Source organism: Bradyrhizobium sp. T-1, from assembly GCF_053592855.1.
In genome coordinates this window covers 3,439,914-3,458,272 of the sequence record NZ_CM132115.1, presented here as the reverse complement: position 1 = coordinate 3,458,272, position 18,359 = coordinate 3,439,914, and the positions used below count along the sequence as shown (strand labels likewise).

General features: G+C 63.9%; 19 protein-coding genes, 2 tRNA genes and 1 pseudogene. 9 read left to right on the top strand and 13 right to left on the bottom strand.

Annotated features, from left to right (window positions below):
* Positions 1–343: 343 nt before the first annotated feature.
* On the bottom strand, positions 344–2,737 hold the full coding sequence (locus ACWAT4_RS16525) for an ATP-binding protein (protein ID WP_212301636.1): 2,394 nt from the start codon (positions 2,735–2,737) through the stop codon (positions 344–346).
* Between the two features lie 335 nt (positions 2,738–3,072).
* Between ACWAT4_RS16525 and ACWAT4_RS16520 the strand changes: the two genes are divergently transcribed.
* Positions 3,073–3,786 carry a substrate-binding periplasmic protein gene (locus ACWAT4_RS16520; RefSeq protein ID WP_212301637.1) on the top strand — a complete coding sequence of 238 codons (714 nt, stop codon included), beginning with the start codon at positions 3,073–3,075 and terminating at the stop codon, positions 3,784–3,786.
* On the opposite strand, the gene ACWAT4_RS16515 is transcribed toward ACWAT4_RS16520, so the two are convergent.
* Both ACWAT4_RS16515 and ACWAT4_RS16510 read right to left on the bottom strand, forming a co-directional pair.
* Positions 3,761–4,000, bottom strand: a complete 240-nt coding sequence (locus tag ACWAT4_RS16515; protein ID WP_449730936.1) for a hypothetical protein — start codon at positions 3,998–4,000, stop codon at positions 3,761–3,763. The two genes, ACWAT4_RS16520 and ACWAT4_RS16515, sit on opposite strands and share 26 nt — an antisense overlap.
* Positions 4,001–4,028: 28 nt before the next feature.
* Positions 4,029–4,214: a hypothetical protein gene (locus ACWAT4_RS16510; RefSeq protein WP_449730935.1), complete on the bottom strand. Its 186-nt coding sequence runs from the start codon at positions 4,212–4,214 to the stop codon at positions 4,029–4,031.
* 203 nt (positions 4,215–4,417) lie between these two features.
* On the opposite strand from ACWAT4_RS16510, the gene ACWAT4_RS16505 reads away from it, so the two are divergent.
* Positions 4,418–4,804: a YciI family protein gene (locus ACWAT4_RS16505; protein ID WP_449730934.1), complete on the top strand. Its 387-nt coding sequence runs from the start codon at positions 4,418–4,420 to the stop codon at positions 4,802–4,804.
* A gap of 9 nt (positions 4,805–4,813) precedes the next feature.
* Here the strand turns inward: ACWAT4_RS16505 and ACWAT4_RS16500 are convergent, their stop codons facing one another.
* Positions 4,814–5,404: a TMEM175 family protein gene (locus tag ACWAT4_RS16500; RefSeq protein WP_212301641.1), complete on the bottom strand. Its 591-nt coding sequence runs from the start codon at positions 5,402–5,404 to the stop codon at positions 4,814–4,816.
* 125 nt (positions 5,405–5,529) lie between these two features.
* Between ACWAT4_RS16500 and ACWAT4_RS16495 the strand changes: the two genes are divergently transcribed.
* Positions 5,530–7,587, top strand: a complete 2,058-nt coding sequence (locus ACWAT4_RS16495) for an ATP-dependent helicase (RefSeq protein WP_449730933.1) — start codon at positions 5,530–5,532, stop codon at positions 7,585–7,587.
* A gap of 95 nt (positions 7,588–7,682) precedes the next feature.
* Positions 7,683–8,714 (top strand): LLM class flavin-dependent oxidoreductase, encoded by a 1,032-nt coding sequence (locus ACWAT4_RS16490; protein WP_449730932.1) that lies wholly within the window; start codon positions 7,683–7,685, stop codon positions 8,712–8,714.
* A 117-nt stretch (positions 8,715–8,831) separates the two neighbouring features.
* Here ACWAT4_RS16490 and ACWAT4_RS16485 read toward each other — a convergent pair.
* Positions 8,832–8,917 (bottom strand) — tRNA-Tyr (locus ACWAT4_RS16485).
* Positions 8,918–9,124: 207 nt separating this feature from the next.
* Here ACWAT4_RS16485 and rlmB point away from each other — a divergent pair.
* Positions 9,125–9,955: a 23S rRNA (guanosine(2251)-2'-O)-methyltransferase RlmB gene (rlmB, locus tag ACWAT4_RS16480; RefSeq protein ID WP_212301644.1), complete on the top strand. Its 831-nt coding sequence runs from the start codon at positions 9,125–9,127 to the stop codon at positions 9,953–9,955.
* Positions 9,956–10,313: 358 nt separating this feature from the next.
* On the opposite strand, the gene ACWAT4_RS16475 is transcribed toward rlmB, so the two are convergent.
* Positions 10,314–10,799: a hypothetical protein gene (locus tag ACWAT4_RS16475; protein WP_449730931.1), complete on the bottom strand. Its 486-nt coding sequence runs from the start codon at positions 10,797–10,799 to the stop codon at positions 10,314–10,316.
* Positions 10,800–10,842: 43 nt separating this feature from the next.
* Positions 10,843–11,328, bottom strand: a complete 486-nt coding sequence (locus tag ACWAT4_RS16470; protein ID WP_212301646.1) for a hypothetical protein — start codon at positions 11,326–11,328, stop codon at positions 10,843–10,845.
* Positions 11,329–11,596: 268 nt separating this feature from the next.
* Between ACWAT4_RS16470 and ACWAT4_RS16465 the strand changes: the two genes are divergently transcribed.
* Positions 11,597–12,031, top strand: coding sequence for a hypothetical protein (locus ACWAT4_RS16465; RefSeq protein WP_212444286.1), 435 nt, complete (start codon positions 11,597–11,599; stop codon positions 12,029–12,031).
* 164 nt (positions 12,032–12,195) lie between these two features.
* Positions 12,196–12,270: transfer RNA gene (locus tag ACWAT4_RS16460), tRNA-Thr, on the top strand.
* Between the two features lie 111 nt (positions 12,271–12,381).
* Here the strand turns inward: ACWAT4_RS16460 and ACWAT4_RS16455 are convergent.
* The 5 genes and pseudogenes from ACWAT4_RS16455 to ACWAT4_RS16435 form a co-directional block, all read right to left on the bottom strand.
* A pseudogene (locus ACWAT4_RS16455) lies at positions 12,382–12,486 on the bottom strand (PEPxxWA-CTERM sorting domain-containing protein); the annotation flags it as partial.
* Between the two features lie 816 nt (positions 12,487–13,302).
* Positions 13,303–14,010: a class I SAM-dependent methyltransferase gene (locus tag ACWAT4_RS16450; protein WP_449730930.1), complete on the bottom strand. Its 708-nt coding sequence runs from the start codon at positions 14,008–14,010 to the stop codon at positions 13,303–13,305.
* Positions 14,011–14,090: 80 nt separating this feature from the next.
* Positions 14,091–14,810 carry a class I SAM-dependent methyltransferase gene (locus tag ACWAT4_RS16445; protein WP_449730929.1) on the bottom strand — a complete coding sequence of 240 codons (720 nt, stop codon included), beginning with the start codon at positions 14,808–14,810 and terminating at the stop codon, positions 14,091–14,093.
* A 271-nt stretch (positions 14,811–15,081) separates the two neighbouring features.
* The gene (locus ACWAT4_RS16440) at positions 15,082–16,326 is read right to left on the bottom strand and encodes a HAMP domain-containing protein (RefSeq protein ID WP_449730928.1); all 1,245 of its coding nucleotides are present in this window, start codon (positions 16,324–16,326) and stop codon (positions 15,082–15,084) included.
* Positions 16,327–16,639: 313 nt separating this feature from the next.
* The gene (locus ACWAT4_RS16435) at positions 16,640–16,804 is read right to left on the bottom strand and encodes a hypothetical protein (RefSeq protein WP_212301652.1); all 165 of its coding nucleotides are present in this window, start codon (positions 16,802–16,804) and stop codon (positions 16,640–16,642) included.
* 105 nt (positions 16,805–16,909) lie between these two features.
* On the opposite strand from ACWAT4_RS16435, the gene ACWAT4_RS16430 reads away from it, so the two are divergent.
* Positions 16,910–17,302, top strand: a complete 393-nt coding sequence (locus ACWAT4_RS16430) for a hypothetical protein (protein WP_449730927.1) — start codon at positions 16,910–16,912, stop codon at positions 17,300–17,302.
* Positions 17,303–17,590: 288 nt separating this feature from the next.
* Positions 17,591–17,845 carry a hypothetical protein gene (locus ACWAT4_RS16425; RefSeq protein ID WP_212301654.1) on the top strand — a complete coding sequence of 85 codons (255 nt, stop codon included), beginning with the start codon at positions 17,591–17,593 and terminating at the stop codon, positions 17,843–17,845.
* A 79-nt stretch (positions 17,846–17,924) separates the two neighbouring features.
* Here the strand turns inward: ACWAT4_RS16425 and ACWAT4_RS16420 are convergent, their stop codons facing one another.
* Positions 17,925–18,167 (bottom strand): DUF6719 family protein, encoded by a 243-nt coding sequence (locus ACWAT4_RS16420; protein ID WP_212301655.1) that lies wholly within the window; start codon positions 18,165–18,167, stop codon positions 17,925–17,927.
* Positions 18,168–18,359 lie beyond the last annotated feature (192 nt).

The window sequence follows — 18,359 nt, the reverse complement described above, 5'->3', positions numbered from 1 at the left end:
ACAGGGGCTCCCTAACACGGCCGGGCGGCGGTCTCAACTGCTCCGGACCGGTCTTTCCCGCCTCGTCGAGGGACTTGTTCCCGCCTCCGGGCACGCCCCCTTAACGGCGCGGCGATTTAGCCCTATATTGAGGGTCCCGAAACCAACGAAAGGAGGTGATCCAGTGTCTTATCTCAAGCGCTGTCACCTCGCTGGGATCGCCCGCTAGGCTTTGATCAAAGGCTTGGCATCGGGGCGCTCTCAGCCCTGGACCAGCGAGCAAGAAATCGGGCGCGACGGGCGACTGCCCGCCGCGCCTTTGCTTTGGCAGGGCCCTTTTTTTTCGCGGCATCACGCGGACCGCTCAGAGCGATCCGTCGGCGGCGAACATCTCGCGAATCTTCTGCGACAGGTCAGCCTTTCGGTACGGCTTCCGGAGCAGCGCCACGCCGGGATCGAGATGTCCCTCGTGGACGATGGCGTTGTCGGTATAGCCGGAGGTGTAGAGCACCCGCACGCCCGGCCGGCGGAGCCGCACCGCCTCGGCCAATTCCCGCCCGTTCATGCCGCCGGGCATGATGATGTCGGTGAACAGGAGGTCGAAGCTCGCGCCCTGGTCGACCAGCGCAAGCGCGCTCGCGCCATCGCCGGCAGTCAAGGTGCGATAGCCAAGGCTGCCGAGCTGGGCGATGACATAGCCCTGCACGAGCGGGTCGTCCTCGACCACGAGGATGGTCTCGCGCCCGCGCGCCGGCGCTGGCGCCTGCACCGGCGCGGTCCTCACCGCCGCCTCGCCCGCTGATCGCGGCAGAAACAGCCGTACCACCGTGCCGCGGCCCTCCTCGCTCTCGATCGCGACCGTGCCGCCGGTCTGCTTGACGAAGCCGTAGACCATGCTCAGCCCCAGCCCGGTGCCACGGCCGACCCCCTTGGTGGTGAAGAACGGCTCGAACACGCGGTCGCGGACGTCGGCCGGAATGCCGTGGCCGGCGTCGGCGACGGCGACCATGACATAGGAGCCTGCATCGCTATCGCCAGTGCCTTCGAGCTCCCGGTTTGCGGTCTCGAGCGTGAGCCTGCCGCCATCCGGCATCGCATCACGCGCATTGACCGCGAGATTGACGATCGCCGACGAAAGCTGCGACGGATCGGCCATGGCCGGCCACGCATCATCCGCGAGCCGGGTCACGATCTCGACATGCTCGCCGAGGATCGGCCGCAACAGCTTCGCGGTCTCGACCACAAGAGCGTTGACGTCGATCTCGCGCGGCTCCAGCGGCTGGCGTCGCGCGAAGGTCAGAAGCTGCGACGTGATCTCGGCACCGCGCGAGGCCGCATCGTCGATCAGCTGGGCGATCGCGGCGAGCTCAGGCTGGTCTGCAAGCCCTTCCCGAATGATCTCGATGGTGCCGGTGATGACGGTGAGCACGTTGTTGAAGTCGTGCGCGACCCCGCCGGTGAGCTGGCCGATCGCATCCATTTTCTGGGACTGGCGAAGCCGCTCCTCGGTCTCGTGCTGCGCCGTGAGATCGGTGGCCGAGCCGCGATAGCCCATGAAACGCCCGTCCTCGGCAAAGATCGGCTGGCCGCTGACGCTGAAATGATGCAGGCGTCCCGCCGCATCGCGGCCGCGATACTCGAACTTCCGGAACGGTTCGTGGCGATCCAGCATCGCCATGTGCGCGCGCCATTTCTCTTGTTCCGCATCGCGATCGAAGGCGGCATCGGTGCGACGCTTGCCGATCATGGCCTTGTCCATGCCGAATGCGCTGACCCGGTCGGAGATGTAGGTGAACCGATGATCCGGCCCGGTCTCCCAGAACCAGTCGGATGCGGTCTCGGCATAGTCGCGGAAGCGCTGCTCGCTCGCGCGCGCATCCTCTTCGGCGCGACGGCGGATCTTCAGATCACGTTCGAGATTCGCATTGGCCTCGCGCAGCTCGCCATAGGCATGACCGAGGTTGACGCACATCGCGTTGAACGCGTCGACCACCTTGTCCAGCTCGTCGGGATCGTAGGACGGTCGCCGCTCCAGATGCAAAGGCGGCGTCGGTCGCGCCAGACTGTATCTGCTGACGAACTCGGCGATGGCGACCAGATGCCGCGTCACCAGAATGTGGACCACGTAGATGATGAACAGCGAGACGACGAATGTCTTTGCTGCCTGGCTTGCCAGGATGACCAGGGCCCGGTTCAGCAATTGCTGATAGACATCGCTCAGCGTCGCCTCGACATGCAGCACGCCGATGGTGCGCACGGCGCCCTGCGCGGTGGTGGTCAGGGGATAGTCGCGCGTCACGACCGAGCGGCTGCTTCGGCCGCCGACGGCGACACGGATGGGATTGGGGCGATCGGCAATTTCGCGGACCTCGGCGGCACGCATACCGGGCAATCGCAGGATACCATCGAGCTGGAGCTTGAGCTGGTTCTGGTCGAGATTCCACAGGCTTTCGCCGAGGCTGTCCGTGGTGCTGCGGCCGATCTCCTCGAGTCGCGTCGCGATCACGCCGACTTCGCGATCGTAGTCCAGATAAAGCTGGAGCGCGGTCAATGTCAGCGTCACGATCGAGGAGAACAGCAACACGGCGGCCAGCAGGCGCGGCCCGATGCCGCTCCGCGACCAGTTGAAGATCCGCGACAGCAGCGCCCCCAGCATCGGGGACGTGAACGCGGTTCCGATGCCGCTCAAATCCTGCTTCGCAGCGGCGGGCGCAACAGCGCGGCTGCGATCGGGATTCTCGTCACCTGCGTTGCCCATGCACCCCGTCCCGGAAAATGGCGACACCTCTCTTCGGCCTGCCGGTCGCAGCCGCGCGCAACACGACGGTTTTGATTCTTCCTCAGCACGCCATGCGCGCAGCAATCCTGTCGGCCCTTGGGCGATCTGAGGTCGGTGGGGTCATATCTTGCGCCCAGCAGCAGGATTCTCGCGCAAGCTACCACTTCGCATGCTAGAATGACACCGGTGAAATCCGGAGTCGCCTGCGTGGCCGGCGAAGAGTGAGCATGATGACTCCGCGCCCTTGCCATCTCCGGTAGATCGCGCGGATACCAAAACCCAATGGTAGCAGGAACCGAGCAGAGAGGCGCCCCATGTGGCGGATAGTCGTCGTCTGCCTGTCGCTGTTCGCAGCCGGCTCGACCCACGCGCAGTCGGTGATCCGGCTGGCGCGGATCGCCGATATCCCGGATCAATATGTCGGCGGCGAGATGCTGCGGGCCGTCTATGCCAAGCTGAACATCAAGCTCGAATTCGAGGACGTCCCCGGCAAGCGGGCGCTGGCGCTGTCGAGTGCCGGCGAGGTGGACGGCGAAATCCAGCGGATCGGAACGCTGTCGCGCGAATACCCGACGCTGCTTCAGGTGACGCCCGCGATCAATTACATCGAACCCGCCGTGTTCGCCACAAAGCTTCATTTCGACGTGGACGGCTGGAATTCGATCAGAAACTACAGCATCGGCATCGTCCGCGGCGTCGGCTCGTCGGAGGCAGGCACGCGCGGCATGGACCACGTCACCGCGACCACGAGCCTCGAGAGCATGATCAAGATGCTCGATGCCGATCGTTTCGACGTGATGGTCACCGACCTCTTCAGCGGACTGGTCGCCGTTCGCAAGCTCAATCTGCAGGCCAGGATTTATCCGCTCTCCCCGCCGCTCGAGCGCATCCGCATCTATCATTACCTGCACGAGCGCCACCGCGACCTCGTGCCGAAGGTTGGACAAGTGATCGCGCAGATGGAAGCGAGCGGCGAACTGGCGGCGCTGCGCGAGACCCTCGTCAAACAGGTTCTGAGCGCACCCTGACAGGGCCGGCTCGGAGCGTGCGCAGCCGCTCCCGCACGGCGACGGCGGCGATCAGCACGCCGACGCACCAGGCCACGACCGCCCGGTGGGGGTCACCGCCCAGGAGCACGGTGAGGATGCTCGTGAGCAGGCAGGGTGCGATCGCCTTGCCGGTTCGGCTGGCGAGCGAGAGCAGGAACGGCAGCGCTGCGATCGCAAATTGCAGGACATTCATTCTTGCGCGCCGTTTCGCCCGGCGAAACTCAAAAGCCGAAAATCGCGAACACGGAGGGGCGCTTGCCGCGGCGGCTCTCCACGATGCGCTCGCCGCCAGTCTCGACGGAACTGCCGTAGTAGCGGTGATGGCCCGCCTGGTCGTGCAGATCAGTGGGCTCCGACTTCCCTGCCCGCCGCGCATCGCAGATGATCTTGATGGTCTGACCCGACATTGCCGCCTCCGATGAGCCTCAACTGTTCTTGTGGCCATCAGTCGCCCCTTCTCCGGACGGCGTTCATCCCGGAAGGCGGCAATCGGGTTTCAGGACGGTTTCATCGCACATTTGCGATGCAATATTTTAGTCTCCGGGATTGTCGGTATCCGCGGCGGTCATACGTCCTTCGGGCTGCGCGCCCAAAAACAAACGAGGTGAAGATGCTTTACGCGATCCTGGCCTACCACGTGGAGAACGAGCTTTTGTCGTGGACGCCGCAAGAGGACGCCGCGGTCGTGGCGAAGGTCATCGAGGTGCAGGCGCCCCTCAGGGCAAGCGGACACCTTGGGCCGGCCGCTCGTCTGGACGACACGAGAAAGGCGCACACCTTGCGTGGCCCCGACGCGGGCATCGTGCTGGACGGGCCGTTTGCCGAGACCAAGGAGCAGCTTTTGGGCTTTCACCTCGTCGAATACGACACGGATGACGAGGCAATCGCGGCGGCGCGGAAGCTGCGCGAGGTCAATCCGTCGGCGGTCTACGAAATCCGACCGGTCAAGCTTTACGTGCCGGCCGATGGGTTCGGCGCGACAAAGACGGGCAAATAAGCACGTGGTCTACGCATCCTGCTCGCCCGGTGTCCCGTAAAAGCGCCGGATCAGGAGCCCGCCGAAGGCAATGAACCACAGGAACGGCGCGACGTGCGGCGCGAATGCCGCCACGATCGTGCCCGGAATGAATACGAGCAGCGGAAACAGCGAGGCCATGGTCTCACGCCGCCGGCCGCCCAGGATCGTCCACCACAGCCAGGCATTGAGACCTGCAATCGCGGTGAGGTGCAGGCCGTAGAGCACGGCAACGGCGCTGCTCATGGCATAATTGGTGTAGAGCCCGTTGGTCACCGGCAGCAGCACGATCGAAAGCAGGAAGAACAGATTGAGGATCACCACGCCACGACTGCCGACAGGCTGACGCGCGAGCCGGCGGTGATGACTGATCCAGAACAGGCCCGCGATGATGAAGCTGAGCGCAAAACCCGCTAGCTTGCCGGAGTAAGCCTGCGCGAGATCGCTCCAGTCGGGCGCGCTGGTGAACACCGTCGCCTTGGGCAGGTCGTAGGCGAGTAATGTCATCGCGACACCAAAAATGGTGTTGCTGAGCGATTCCAACCGTCGCATCTCGAACTGGTCGGGCTTGGGCTCAGTCATGCCGGCGCACTTTTGGGGCTGGAACTTTGGGCCATGTTTTCCCTAGGTGTTAAATCCGGTTCCGTCCAGCCGCATTGCGATTCGCCCGGGGATCGTTGATCCTGCCGGTTTCACCGGGGCGATTCGTGACGACCTATCTGGACACGCTCAATGCGGAGCAGCGCCGCGCCGTGGAGCATGGCGTGGCCGATGGCGCGACCGTGGGCGCCCCCCTGCTCGTCATTGCCGGCGCCGGCTCCGGCAAGACCAACACGCTTGCCCACCGTGTCGCGCATCTGATCGTCGCGGGCGCCGATCCGCGCCGGATCCTGTTGATGACGTTTTCCCGCCGCGCCGCGGCCGAGATGGCCGGACGCGTGGAACGCATCGCCCGAAAAGTGCTGGGCGAGAACAACGCCGCGATCATGCGCGACGCCCTCACCTGGGCCGGCACCTTTCACGGCATCGGCGCACGTCTCCTGCGCGAATATGCCGAACGGATCGGCGTCGATCCCGCCTTCACCATCCACGACCGCGAGGATTCGGCCGACCTGATGAACCTGGTGCGGCACGAGTGCGGCCTGTCCAAGACCGAGAGCCGCTTTCCGGCCAAGGGCACGTGCCTGTCGATCTACTCCCGCTGCGTCAATGCCGAGATGGAGATCGAGAAGGTGCTCGGGGCGCACTATCCCTGGTGCGCTGGCTGGGCGGCCGAGCTGAAAGGACTGTTTGCAGCCTATGTCGAGGCCAAGCAGGCCCAGCACGTCCTAGATTACGACGATCTCCTGCTGTACTGGTCGCAGATGATGAGCGATGCGCTGATCGCGGACGAGATCGGCGGTCGCTTCGATCATGTGCTGGTCGACGAATATCAGGACACCAACCGCCTGCAATCCTCGATCCTGCTGGCGCTGAAGCCCGACGGACGCGGGCTCACCGTCGTCGGCGACGATGCGCAGTCGATCTATTCGTTCCGCGCCGCCACCGTTCGCAACATCCTGGACTTCCCGCAGAGCTTCTCGCCGCGCGCCGAGCTCATCACGCTCGACCGCAATTACCGCTCGACGCAAGCCGTGCTGGCGGCGGCCAATGGCGTCATCGGTCTCGCACGCGAGCGCTTCACCAAGAACCTCTGGACCGACCGCAGCTCCGGGCAGAAGCCGCAGCTCGTCACCGTGCATGACGAGGCTGACCAGGCGCGCTACATCGTCGAGCAGGTGCTGGCAAATCGCGAGCAAGGCGCGCTGCTCAAGCAACAGGCGGTGCTGTTCCGCACCTCCTCGCATTCGGGCCCGCTCGAGATCGAGCTCACCCGCCGCAACATTCCCTTCGTGAAATTCGGCGGACTGAAGTTCCTCGATGCCGCGCACGTCAAGGACATGCTGGCCCTGCTGCGCTTTGCCGAAAACCCGCGCGACCGCGTCGCCGGCTTCCGCATCCTGCATCTTTTGCCCGGCATCGGCCCCGCGACCGCACAGCGCGTGCTGGACCAGATGGCCGAGAGCACCGATCCGCTGCACGCGCTCGGCCAGCTTCCGACCCCGTCCCGCACGGGTGACGACTGGACCGACTTCGTCCGCACCGTCGAGAATCTGCGCTATTCGGAATGGCCGGCGGACCTCGAGCGCGCCCGTCTCTGGTACGAGCCGCATCTCGATCGCATCCACGAGGATTCCGAAACACGCCGCGCCGACCTGATGCAACTCGAGCAGATCGCGAGCGGCTATTCCTCGCGCGAGAAATTTTTGACCGAGCTCACGCTCGATCCGCCGGATGCGACCAGCGACAAATCCGGTCCCCCGCTCCGTGACGAGGACTATCTGATCCTCTCCACCATCCACTCCGCCAAGGGCCAGGAGTGGAAATCCGTGTTCGTGCTCAACGTCGTCGACGGCTGCATGCCATCGGATCTCGGCGCAGGCACCAGCGCCGAGCTCGAGGAAGAGCGCCGCCTGCTCTATGTCGCGATGACCCGCGCCAAGGACGATCTGCATCTCGTGGTGCCGCAGCGCTTCTTCGTCCACGGCCAGGCCACCAAGGGCGACCGCCACGTCTACGCCTCGCGCACCCGCTTCATCCCGGAGCAACTGGTCTATCTGTTCGACCGCACCGCCTGGCCGAAGGCCGCCGCGGGCGCGGCCCGCACCGCCGCGCAAGGACCGAAGATCGACATCGGGGCGCGGATGCGGGGGATGTGGCGGTAGATCGAGCAAACGGAAACCGAGCATTTCCGAAAGCAGCCTTGTCGCTTGGCCGCGGTCCATTAACTCTGGCCGATCCTCCCACAGAGACCTGATCGATGACCGCACCGCTTCAATTCGGACTGGATACCTTTGGCGACGTCACCAGGGACGCCGCCGGCAACATGCTTCCGCATGCCGAGGTGATCCGCAACGTCGTCGAGGAGGCGGTGCTGGCCGATGAGCTCGGCCTCGACTTCATTGGGCTCGGCGAACACCACCGCGCCGATTTCGCGATCTCCTCGCCCGAGACCGTGCTCGCCGCGATCGCGGCGCGCACCAGGCGCATCCATCTCGGCTCGGCGGTCACGGTGTTGAGCTCGGACGATCCGATCCGCGTGTTCCAGCGCTTCGCCACGCTGGATGCGCTCTCGAACGGGCGGGCCGAGGTGATCCTCGGCCGCGGGTCGTTCACGGAGTCTTTCCCGCTGTTCGGCTTCGACCTGCGCAAATACGAAGAGCTGTTCGAGGAGAAGCTCGACCTGTTCGCCGCACTGCTGTCGCAGAAACCGGTGACGTGGCAAGGCAAGCTGCGCCCGCCACTGAACGATCAGCTGGTCTATCCGCCGGTCGCGAACGGCACGCTGAAGACCTGGATCGGGGTCGGCGGCAGCCCGCAATCGGTGGTGCGCGCCGCGCACTACGATTTGCCCCTGATGCTCGCTATCATCGGCGGCGATCCCGAGCGCTTTGCGCCCTACGTCGATCTCTATCACCGCGCCTTCAAGGAGTTTGGCCGTCCCGCGCAGCCGATCGGCGTGCACTCCCCCGGCTACGTCGCCGAAACCGATGAGCAGGCGCGCGAGGCGCTGTGGCCCGACTACAAGGCCATGCGCGATCGCATCGGCCGCGAGCGCGGCTGGCCGCCGATGGGCCGTGACGAGTTCGTCAGCGAGGCCGAGCACGGCTCGCTCTATGTCGGCTCGCCGGAAACAGTCGCGCGCAAGATCGCCAAGACCGCGAAGGCGCTGGGCATCACGCGCTTCCAGCTGAAATATTCGGCGGGACCGCTGCCGCACGAGAAGCTGATGAAGAGCATCGAGCTCTACGGGCGAAAGGTGGTGCCGATGGTGCGGGAGATGATGGGGTAGCGCTTCGCGATGGCCCGCCTACGCCCTTCGGGCTACGGCGTGGCAGCCTTCGCTCGCTTCGCGTGACGCAGATTTGGGCTGGCTTGCCCAGCCGTAGCTCGCGAAGCGAGCGAAGGCTGGTGGGGGAGGCAGGACTCGAACCTGCGAAGCCATGAGGCGGCTGATTTACAGTCAGCTCCCTTTGCCACTCGGGACACTCCCCCGCTCGACGGCAGCACAATCGGGCCGGACCTTGCCGGCGGACCGAAGACGGCCATGGAACGTGAAGGCCGCGACAGCCCGGATGGGGGCGCGACCGGGCGCGTTTATGGGCGAAGCGGTGGGGCAAAGTCAACCGAGGCGAACAGCTAAAATCGCGCTCGAAGCCACCCAAATTGCCATATTCCGGGACCCGTGACACAAGCAAGCCCATGAAGGACAAAAAATTCTCCCCGAGAGGCTCCCGCGGCGGGGCTAAGCCTTTCAACAGGCCCGGGAAATCAGCCGGCCGGCCGGCCTGGCGCGACCGCGATTCGCACCCCGACGGGCCCGTCATCCTCTATGGCTGGCACACCGTTACCATGGCGCTCGCCAACCCGCAGCGCCGGATCCGCAAGCTGACGCTGACCGAGAACGCCGCCCGGCGCCTGGCAGACGAGAACATCGAAACCCGCATCGCGCCCGAGATCGTCCGCCCCCAGGAGATCGACCGCCTGCTGTCGCCCGACGCCGTGCATCAGGGCCTGCTCGCGGAGGCCGATCCCCTGCCCTCGCCCGACATCGAGGATTTGGCCCTGGAAGGCATCGTGCTGGTGCTCGACCAGATCACCGATCCGCACAATGTCGGCGCGATCCTGCGCTCCGCCGCGGCGTTCGCGGTGAAGGCGATCGTCACCACCGCGCGCCACAGCCCGGAAGCGACCGGCGTGCTCGCCAAGGCGGCCTCCGGCGCGCTGGAGCTGGTGCCGATGATCAGTGTGCAGAATCTCGCCCGCGCACTGAACGAGCTGAACGACGGCGGCTTCCAGACTGTTGGTCTGGACAGCGAAGGCAGCGAGGACCTTTCCGACGTCGCGCTGCGCGAGCCGCTCGCGCTGGTGCTGGGCGCCGAAGGCAAGGGTCTGCGGCAATTGACCCGCGAGACCTGCAGCGTCGTGGCGCGGCTCGACATGCCCGGCGAGATCAAGAGCCTCAACGTTTCGAATGCCGCCGCGCTCTCGCTCTATGTTGGCGCGAGCCGGCTTGGCTTGATGAAGCGGTAGAGCGTTTTTCGAGCGACGTGGATTCCGGTTCGCGTCAAGAAAACGCGTCAAACAAGAATCTAGAGCCCCGTTTCGATTCCATCGGAACGGATAAGACTCTAGGCGTCGCCGCGCACATCCCGACGATGCCATCGTGCGCCTGTTTTGCCCGACGGGTCAAGCAAATTTCTGGTTTTTGGAAAAAATCGGACCGGAACAACGAGCCGATGCGCGATGATCACTCATCTCGATCTCGCTGCGCTTCAAGTCCTTGATTTCGCTGTCCGCGGCTACTGTGCATGGGGTTGTTTTGGAGACAAAACAAAGCGCCCGTCCGCATTGCGCGGACGGGCGCTTCATCAGCTCAACCGATCAGAGATCAGTAGTAGCGGCGCAGCACGCGGTGGCCGCCGTAATACGGCGCGGGCGCGTAGCGATGGGCGTAACCATAGCGCGGGGCATAGCCGTAATGCGTGCGCGGCAGATAGCCGTAACGCGGGCCGTAGCCGTAGCGATACGGACGGTAGTACGGCCGGTGATGATAGGCAGCCGCGCGATAGCCATAGCCGTAGCCATAATTGGCGGGCGCGACGACCGCGTCTTCCTGGTAGGTCGGGGTCGGTGCGAAAGCGCCCGGACCGGTGTAGGTCGGGCCCTGGTTGACGTAGTAATACTGCGTGGTCGGCTCGGCGAGGCGCTCATAGCCATAACCGGCGCCGTAGCCGTAACCGCCACAACCGGTGTTGCAGCCGGAATAGACCGGCGCAACCGGCTGGCACGGGTTGAAGCCGCAGGCCATGGCGGGCACGCTGCCCACGAACATCACGGCAGCCGCCGCGACCAGTCCCGAAATCATTTGACGCATTACTCTCTCCTGTTGATTTCCGTCTTTTGGATTTTGACGTTTTCTAACCCGGCGGCTTGCCGGGCATTTCTGTATGCGGCCGTGGTGGCGGGCGCCGCGGATGGTCGTTGATTTCCGGCGCGAGGATCACCGGCGGCGGATTGAGCGGCACGTCCATCTGCGGCGGCAACGGTGCAGACGAGGCGCCCCAGCTCTGGTGATAACCCTCTGCCGGCTGCGGCAATTTCCGGTTCGCAGGCGGCTCGACTTCGAGGCGGCCATAGCCGGGCTGCAGGCCCATGCTGGGATAATAATGGCCGACATCGGAGGGCTGACGTTCGGCTACGTAACGTCCGCCATAGATCGTGGGCTGCACCTGGACGTTCTTGCCCAGGCCCCAGACACCTTCGACGACGGTGTAGGACGCATCGATATTGTTGATGATGATGGGCACGCCGGGACGGCCGGGCACGACGATATCGAAACCGCCGCCGGCAAAGGCCGTCGCAGGCAGTCCGATCAGAAAGGCTGCAAGCGCGGATGCGCGCATGGAAGGATCTCGGTTGTCTGGAACACAACCTATCGGATCGCAGCGGAGAGAGGGTTAAGGACAGCTCACCAAATTCCGGTAAGCCTAACGCGTAAGGAGCGCGCGCTGCTCAAATGCAGCGACGCGCACTAGCGAAGCGTTAACGGCCACACCTCAGTTCCAGATTGCTCACGGCCGTTTGACCGAGGCCTGCGGAAAATCAGCTGTTCCTTCGGAACCACCTCCGCTCACGACATTTAGTCCCCGTCAATTCGAAGGGAGACACCTAATGACGAAGATGAAGCTCCTCGGCGCTGCCGCGATTGCGGCGACCATGGTGACCGGCTCCGCAATGGCACAAACGGCCGTCACCAATTCCAGCCGCTGCGCAGCGCAACCCTCCAACGTCAACTGCCAAAACCTCGGAGCCAACGGCTATCGCCATCACCGGGTGAGCTACCGCCAGAGCAACGGCGACTGGAACAGGACCCACACCGGATTCTGGCCGACTGATGTTGCGGGCGATGTCGCCGGCGCCGCGATCGGCACCGCTGGTGCGATTGCAACCGCCCCGTTCCGCGCCATGGACAACAGCTACGCCTACGATAACTCCTGGGATAATCGCGGCTGGGACACCCGCAGCTACGCCGAGCGCAACGGCTTTGTCTGTACGCCAGGGACCTGGTTCAAGGGTGGCGACGGCCGCCGGCACATCTGCCAGTAGGCCAATTTAACCGGCATTCGCGCGAACAGGCGGCCTCCAGGGCCGCCTGTTTCATGCCCACGAGGGCGCGCGGGTTCTGGCACTTTCCAACCAGGTCTGGTATTGCGACGCGCGGGCGGGCAGCCCGGCGCATGCCGGCCCCTGCCCGCACCCTCAAGGGCGTCGCCGGCTTAGCTCAGCGGTAGAGCAGCGGTTTTGTAAACCGAAGGTCGGGGGTTCAATCCCCTCAGCCGGCACCAATGTGCTACTTCAGCCGGCCTCACTACACACATCGAGGCCGCCCGACGGCACCCCTCACGAAGAAGGGCCGCTCAACGGCGCTCCTCGATCTGATGCTGATGCCCGTCGGATCAGCTGACCGTCAGTACCGATCTTGATTTGCGGCGATAAGCCATGAAGCCCACGCCCGCGAACCCAAGCATCATCATTGCCCAAGTGGAAGGCTCAGGCACAGCCGCAACCACCGGGAAGCTTGCGGTCCAGTGTCCGGCGGTCGGGAAGCCGGCATAGGGCGCACCGTGGTTGAGTGCGTTATACTGATCTTTCACGGCGCCCGAGACCGGATTGTCGGCGAGGATCGACACAAACGTGCTAAAATTCGGATCGCTGCTGTCGGAAGCAAAAATCGCGAAACCCTGATTATTGTCGTGGAAAACAAACTGCCCGTTCGCGGGATTTACGTAGGCCGCAAAATCGAATCCCGTCGCGCTGACGGTGAAAGTGTTCAACGTTATTCCGGGATAGGCTACCTGGATATTGGTCACATCGAGCATCGGAATCAGGCCCGCGAGCACGTCGCTCAATGGGACATCGAAGGTGGCGAGGGACGGCTGGCCCAAATGCGGGCCAAAACCCTGGCTCGTCGTTGTCCAAGTGTAGGTGACCATCGGAGCAGCGTGCGCCCCTGAGATTGAGCCAAGCCCGGCAATCGCGAGGGCGCCGATAGCTATGGTGAGAAGTTTTTGAACCTTCATTCACTTCCTCCATTTAATTTTATTTAATTGATATTAGGCTACGCTTACTTTCTTATTCAGGCAATGCCTTTTTGGCATGACGGCGCCGACGCCCCTCACCGTAAAAATCAACAACAAGATCAAAAAATTATACAGCCTTTAATGCCCCATCGCCTCCAGCACTTAAATGCGCATTCTTAGCTTGAAGCCCTCGCACACTGCCATGTGTGCAGATGCTCGACGACTGTCGCGCCGATCTCGCCCCACACATGCTTCGACTGCTCGAAAAGTTCGCGGCGATGACGACCGAGCGGCCCGTCAGACGGGCTCGGCGCCAACATCAGGCAATTCATCCAGCCGCCAGAGCCCGAGGCTCTTGTCGCGCCAGCCGCCGTCGCCCTCGTCGCAGCGTTCGTTGATCAGCTCCCGCGGCGACGGCCAGTTGAACGGCGGCATCGTCATGTTGAGCGCGCGCCAGTCGCCGTCCTCGCAATCGCGATTGTCGTCCCACTCGGGAAACGTCGTGGCCAGCAGGAATTGCGCGCCGCTCGCGCGAAAGCGGGCAATGGCGCGCACGATGTTCTGAAAGCTCAGATGCACGAGGCAATCGCGGCACAGGATCACGTCGCACCTCGGCAGCGGATCGCGCGTGACGTCGGCAACGAGAAAGCGGCCACGCACTTCGCCCCGCGCCGCGCGCGCCGTGTTGGCCGCGATCAGCGACGGCACGATGTCGATCCCGGTATACTCGACGCCGGCCTTCATGCTGCCGATCCAACCGGCATCGCCACAGGGCGCATCGAGCAGCGAACGCACGCCGAGCCGCTGCAACAAGCCGGGCAACGCTTCGCGGATCGCAGCAGTGGCGCGATTTTCCGAGCCGAGGCCCGAGACCGAGGTTGCAGCTCCCCACAAATTCGTCCGCTCGATCCGCTCGAAGCGCGCAGCGAGATCGAGACCGGCAAAATTCTCGCGGTCGGCAATGAACCGTTCATGGGCGAGCACGGCGGGACGATGGGCGATCATCGGATGGGACTCGCGTCAAGATTCCGTCGCGGCTCACCATACAGACGTGGCGTCGCGTCCGACATCATCAGCCTCCTGCCTCAAGCCGGCTTCTGCCACTCCATGATGAGGAAGAAGGGCACGCGTCGATGATAGGCAATTCTGTCGGGATTGCCGACTGTGGGCTGCGGTTCGGCGAACAAGCGCAGCTGGAGGCCGTGATCGAGCAGCAGCGTCATATAGGTGCTGAGCGGACGATGCCAGTTCTGGACACGGATGCCGCTCCAGCTGACCCAGATCGGCCGCTCGTCCATGTAGTGGTCGATGGCGAAGCGCGGGGCGCCGTTGCCGTCACGCGTCCAGCCGTCGGGCTGGCCCGCGGTGTTGAAGCTGGTCAGATTGGCGATCAGCAGCGTGCCGCCCAGCCTCAGCGCCGCCGCCATTTTGCCGATCGCCGCGGCGAGATCGGGCATGTCGATCAGGCTGAGATAGCTGACGACGAGATCGAACTCCGCTTCGACCTCCATCGTCTCGGCACGGCCGAGCCGGTAATCGCCATCAGGGTCGAGCTCCCTGGCACGCGCGAGCAGCGCCTCGGTCGGATCGATGCCGGTGGTGCGGATGCCAGCGCGCTGCATGACGCGGCAGAAGCGCCCTTCCCCACAGCCGACATCGAGCGCATTGCGGAAACCGCGGCCTTCGACACGCGCCCGCATCGGTGCATCCAGCACGAAACGGCGGCCATAGTCGCCGTGCTCGCCCTGCTCGACAATCCATGCAGACGCGGAGGCGGCCCAGCCGTCACTGACGTCACCGCTCATAGCCTGGCCTTCAGGACTGGATATTCGTCGCGCGAAAAGCGCGGGACGGCTACTGACCACAAATTGGATCGGAGTTCAACATGAGGTAGCATGCACGTTGCATGCCTCCCTCCACCAGCCGGGATAACGCCAAGATCATCGCCGGAGCGGTCGCAGCTGTCGTCGCGACGGTTTTTCTTTTCGCGATCGCGATGGCGCTTCTGCTGGCCGCAATAGGACCTGCGGCGCGCCGGCGGCGCAAGGCCGCCGGATTCTCGTACGCCGCGCGGGCTCAGGCCGCACGCACCGTCTGCAGGAATTTTCCGACTTCGTCCTTCAGCCGGGTGCTGTCGGTGGCCAGCATCTTCGCGGTCGAGAGCACTTGCGAGGATGCCGAACCGGTCTCGGCCGCGCCGCGCTGCACGTCGGTGATGTTGGTCGAGACCTGCTGGGTGCCGTGCGCGGCCTGCTGCACGTTGCGCGAGATTTCCTGGGTCGCAGCCCCCTGCTCCTCGACGGCTGCGGCAATGGTCGAGGACACTTCCGACAACCGCTCGATGGTCGCGGAGATGTCACGGATCGCCGTCACTGATTCCTGGGTGGCATTCTGGATGCCGGAAATCTGCTGGCTGATCTCGCCGACCGCACGCTCAAAACCATCAGCCAGGTTGAACATGTCGCGGCGGCGCTGCTCGGCAGCGTGCTTCTCGGCTTCCACTTGCGCCGCCTTGAGCCGCTCCACTTCGAGCGCGTTGGTCTTGAACACCTCGACCGTCCTCGCCATCTCGCCGATCTCGTCGCGGCGATCCTTCTCGGGCACCTCGGTCTTGAGGTCATTGCGTGCCAAACCCTCCATGGCGAGCTTGAGCCGGGCAATCGGCTTCGACATCGCCACAAGGCCGATGAAGAGCGCGATCGCGATGCCGACGATCAGGCCCCCGGCGCTGACGCTCATCACGGTCCAGATTGCGGACTTTGCGTCACGCTCGATGGCTTCCTTGCGCTTGGTCACGGCCTTGGACGTATCGGCTGTGAACTTGGCAATGCGCTCAAGAGCCGCATCGATCAGCGGGTCACACTCCTTGTGAGCGCGATCGGCGACCTTGGCATTTTCCTCCGGGCTGCTCGCGGCTGCGCCGGCCTGGAGCACCGGATCACAACCTGCGAAGGCGGCCGTCAGCTGCGCGCCGACGCTCTTCGTCTCGCCGGCCCGCGCCGGATCGTCCTGCTCCGCAGCGTTCAGAAACTGGGCGACTTCATTGCGGTTCTGGTTCGCGACCTTGAGGCGATTGGCGTTGCCTGCTTCGGTCGTCTCGGTAAACACCGCGTAGAGCGCCGCATGATAGGTCTCGATGCGGCGCTGAGTGCGCGTGAGGTTGAGGGCCGCTGACTGCATGGCGGTAAGCTCGCTGAAGCCGTCGACGGTCGCGGACAGCTCGCGGATGCCGAAGGCCGCGACGGCGACCAGGGCAACGCCCATCGTGGTCACGATCAGCGCAACCTTCAACACGATCTTCAAATTGTTCAAAAAGCTCATCTCAGCTGCCTAATCAATCACCCGGTTCCAGAACCGGAACAGTCCGGCGGTCGCATTGGAACCGCGGGACGGTTAAGATTTGATAGTAGGTGTCATTAATCAGGTTACGGAAAACTACCCACGCTAAGGCCGCCCCGTAAGCCTCGTGTAAGCTTCAGCTGTTCTTCGAGGCGCGCCGGGCCGCTGCTCCTATCAGAGAGCCTCCTCGGAAACAGATTGCCGACATCAGACAAATCGACAATCGCCGGCATCGGTCTGGAGTGGCGTCGCACCCTTGTATGCAAACCCCATCCGCGCCAGCGCTAGCGATTGGTCAGGGCGGGGAAATCTCCTGGCCGTCGTTCGGCCGGGTATGGGCGCGCACCAGATCTTCGACGAATGCAATCACCTCCGCCCGCTTGTCGGGCGGCAGCGAGAGAAAAGCACGCACGAGCCGTAAGCCCTGTGCTTCATCCGGCGGGTCGACCTTGGAGTCCATTCATCCAATGTCGGGCGTTCGGGAAAAATATGCAATCCCTCCCAGACAGTCTGCTTGATTCGGCGCCCGGGCTTTGATGGAATAGCTCCAACAGGGTGGTGGACGATGAAGTGGATCAGGGAGCGCGACGCGCTGATCGCGCAGACACTGGCCTTCGTGCAATCCGTGTCCGGAAGGAAGGACGATTTTCGTCAGCCGGATACCGTTGCGGTTGCGCCAGTCCTGGCCGCAGAGATCGTCTCCGTCCAGGCCGTGGCGGTCACGATCGAACCGCCACACGCCGAACCGCCGCAGCAGACTGCCCCGCCGGCCCAGCCCTTGCTCGCCTCCCCGTCAAGGAACGGCGACTTCCGCAGCGAGATGCAGGTCCGCATCGCCAATTTCAGAAAGCATCAGGAGCGCTTCGAGCGCGAGCGCGAGGAATATTGCGCGGCGACGTTGATCAAGCTACGCGCTGCCATTCGCGATCCGGAGCCGCGGCCACCGGCCCTGAAGTAAGACCTACAGCCAGGACCATACCAGCCAGAGATTGGCTGCGCAGGCGCCGAACAGTGCCAGCGTCAGTGGCAGTAGCATGTGCCCGCAGCAGGTTTTCAGGTCGGTCGTCATGGCCGGAAACATCCGCTGATTCCGCCAAACGAGTCCCAAAGTATCTTTTTTCGCGGATTCAGGACTCGTTAAGGACTCAGGGCCCGGCTGCCCGGCACCTCCGATCACGCCCCCCCGTGATCGACCCGGAACCCTCGCCCCGTTACGCCGTTAATGCGCTTTCCGGGAGCGGGAAGCATGCCCTACGCCCTGTTCTGCAACGACAGCCAGATCAGCAAAGCCTATCCGAGCGAAGCCGACGTCTGGAAACTCGCGCAGCGGAGCGGCCTGGTCGTAGACGTCGGCACCGACGAGGAGCGGCAGGGTCCGCGCCGGGTGCTCGACAACGACTATGAGATCAAATCGTGCCGGGCCGCCCAAGGCGAAGACCCCGCCAAGAACAAGGCGGATGCCGAACGGGAGTCCAGAATGGAGCTTCAGCTCAACTCGTGAGGCCCGGCCGAAGACCGGAAGCTAAGCCAGGTCGCATAGTCCTTTCGGAAAACCGCTTCGCGCTCTCCCAGATCATGCCTCAAGGCGTCGCGGTCGCCAGCGAGGCCTGCTCACCCGCGAGCGCCACGCAAGCCTTGCGACGGTGCAGCCCGCGGATCGCCCCGGTCACCTTTAGCACCTTGCCGGACGGACAGGAGACGTCCTTCACGAAGGCGACCTCGTAAGGTGCCAACATCAGAGGCTCGGATTTGAGGATTGTTTGAGCAGAGCACGGCAGGGCGACGAAGCACGAGACCACCACCACCGACGCCAAGATACGCATATTCGTTGTCCCACCAGCCCGGCAATTCAGTAATAACGCTATCCGAAGCGCGAGTTCCGTAAGTCGCAAAAATTATTTTTGCTTTACCCGCTCCCCGTGACACGCGTGAGAAGGCGCCCGCCGGACTGTTTGTCTGCAAATGACGCGCCAGATGGTTCACGCAATACAAACGGGGGGCCGGGCAAACGAAAG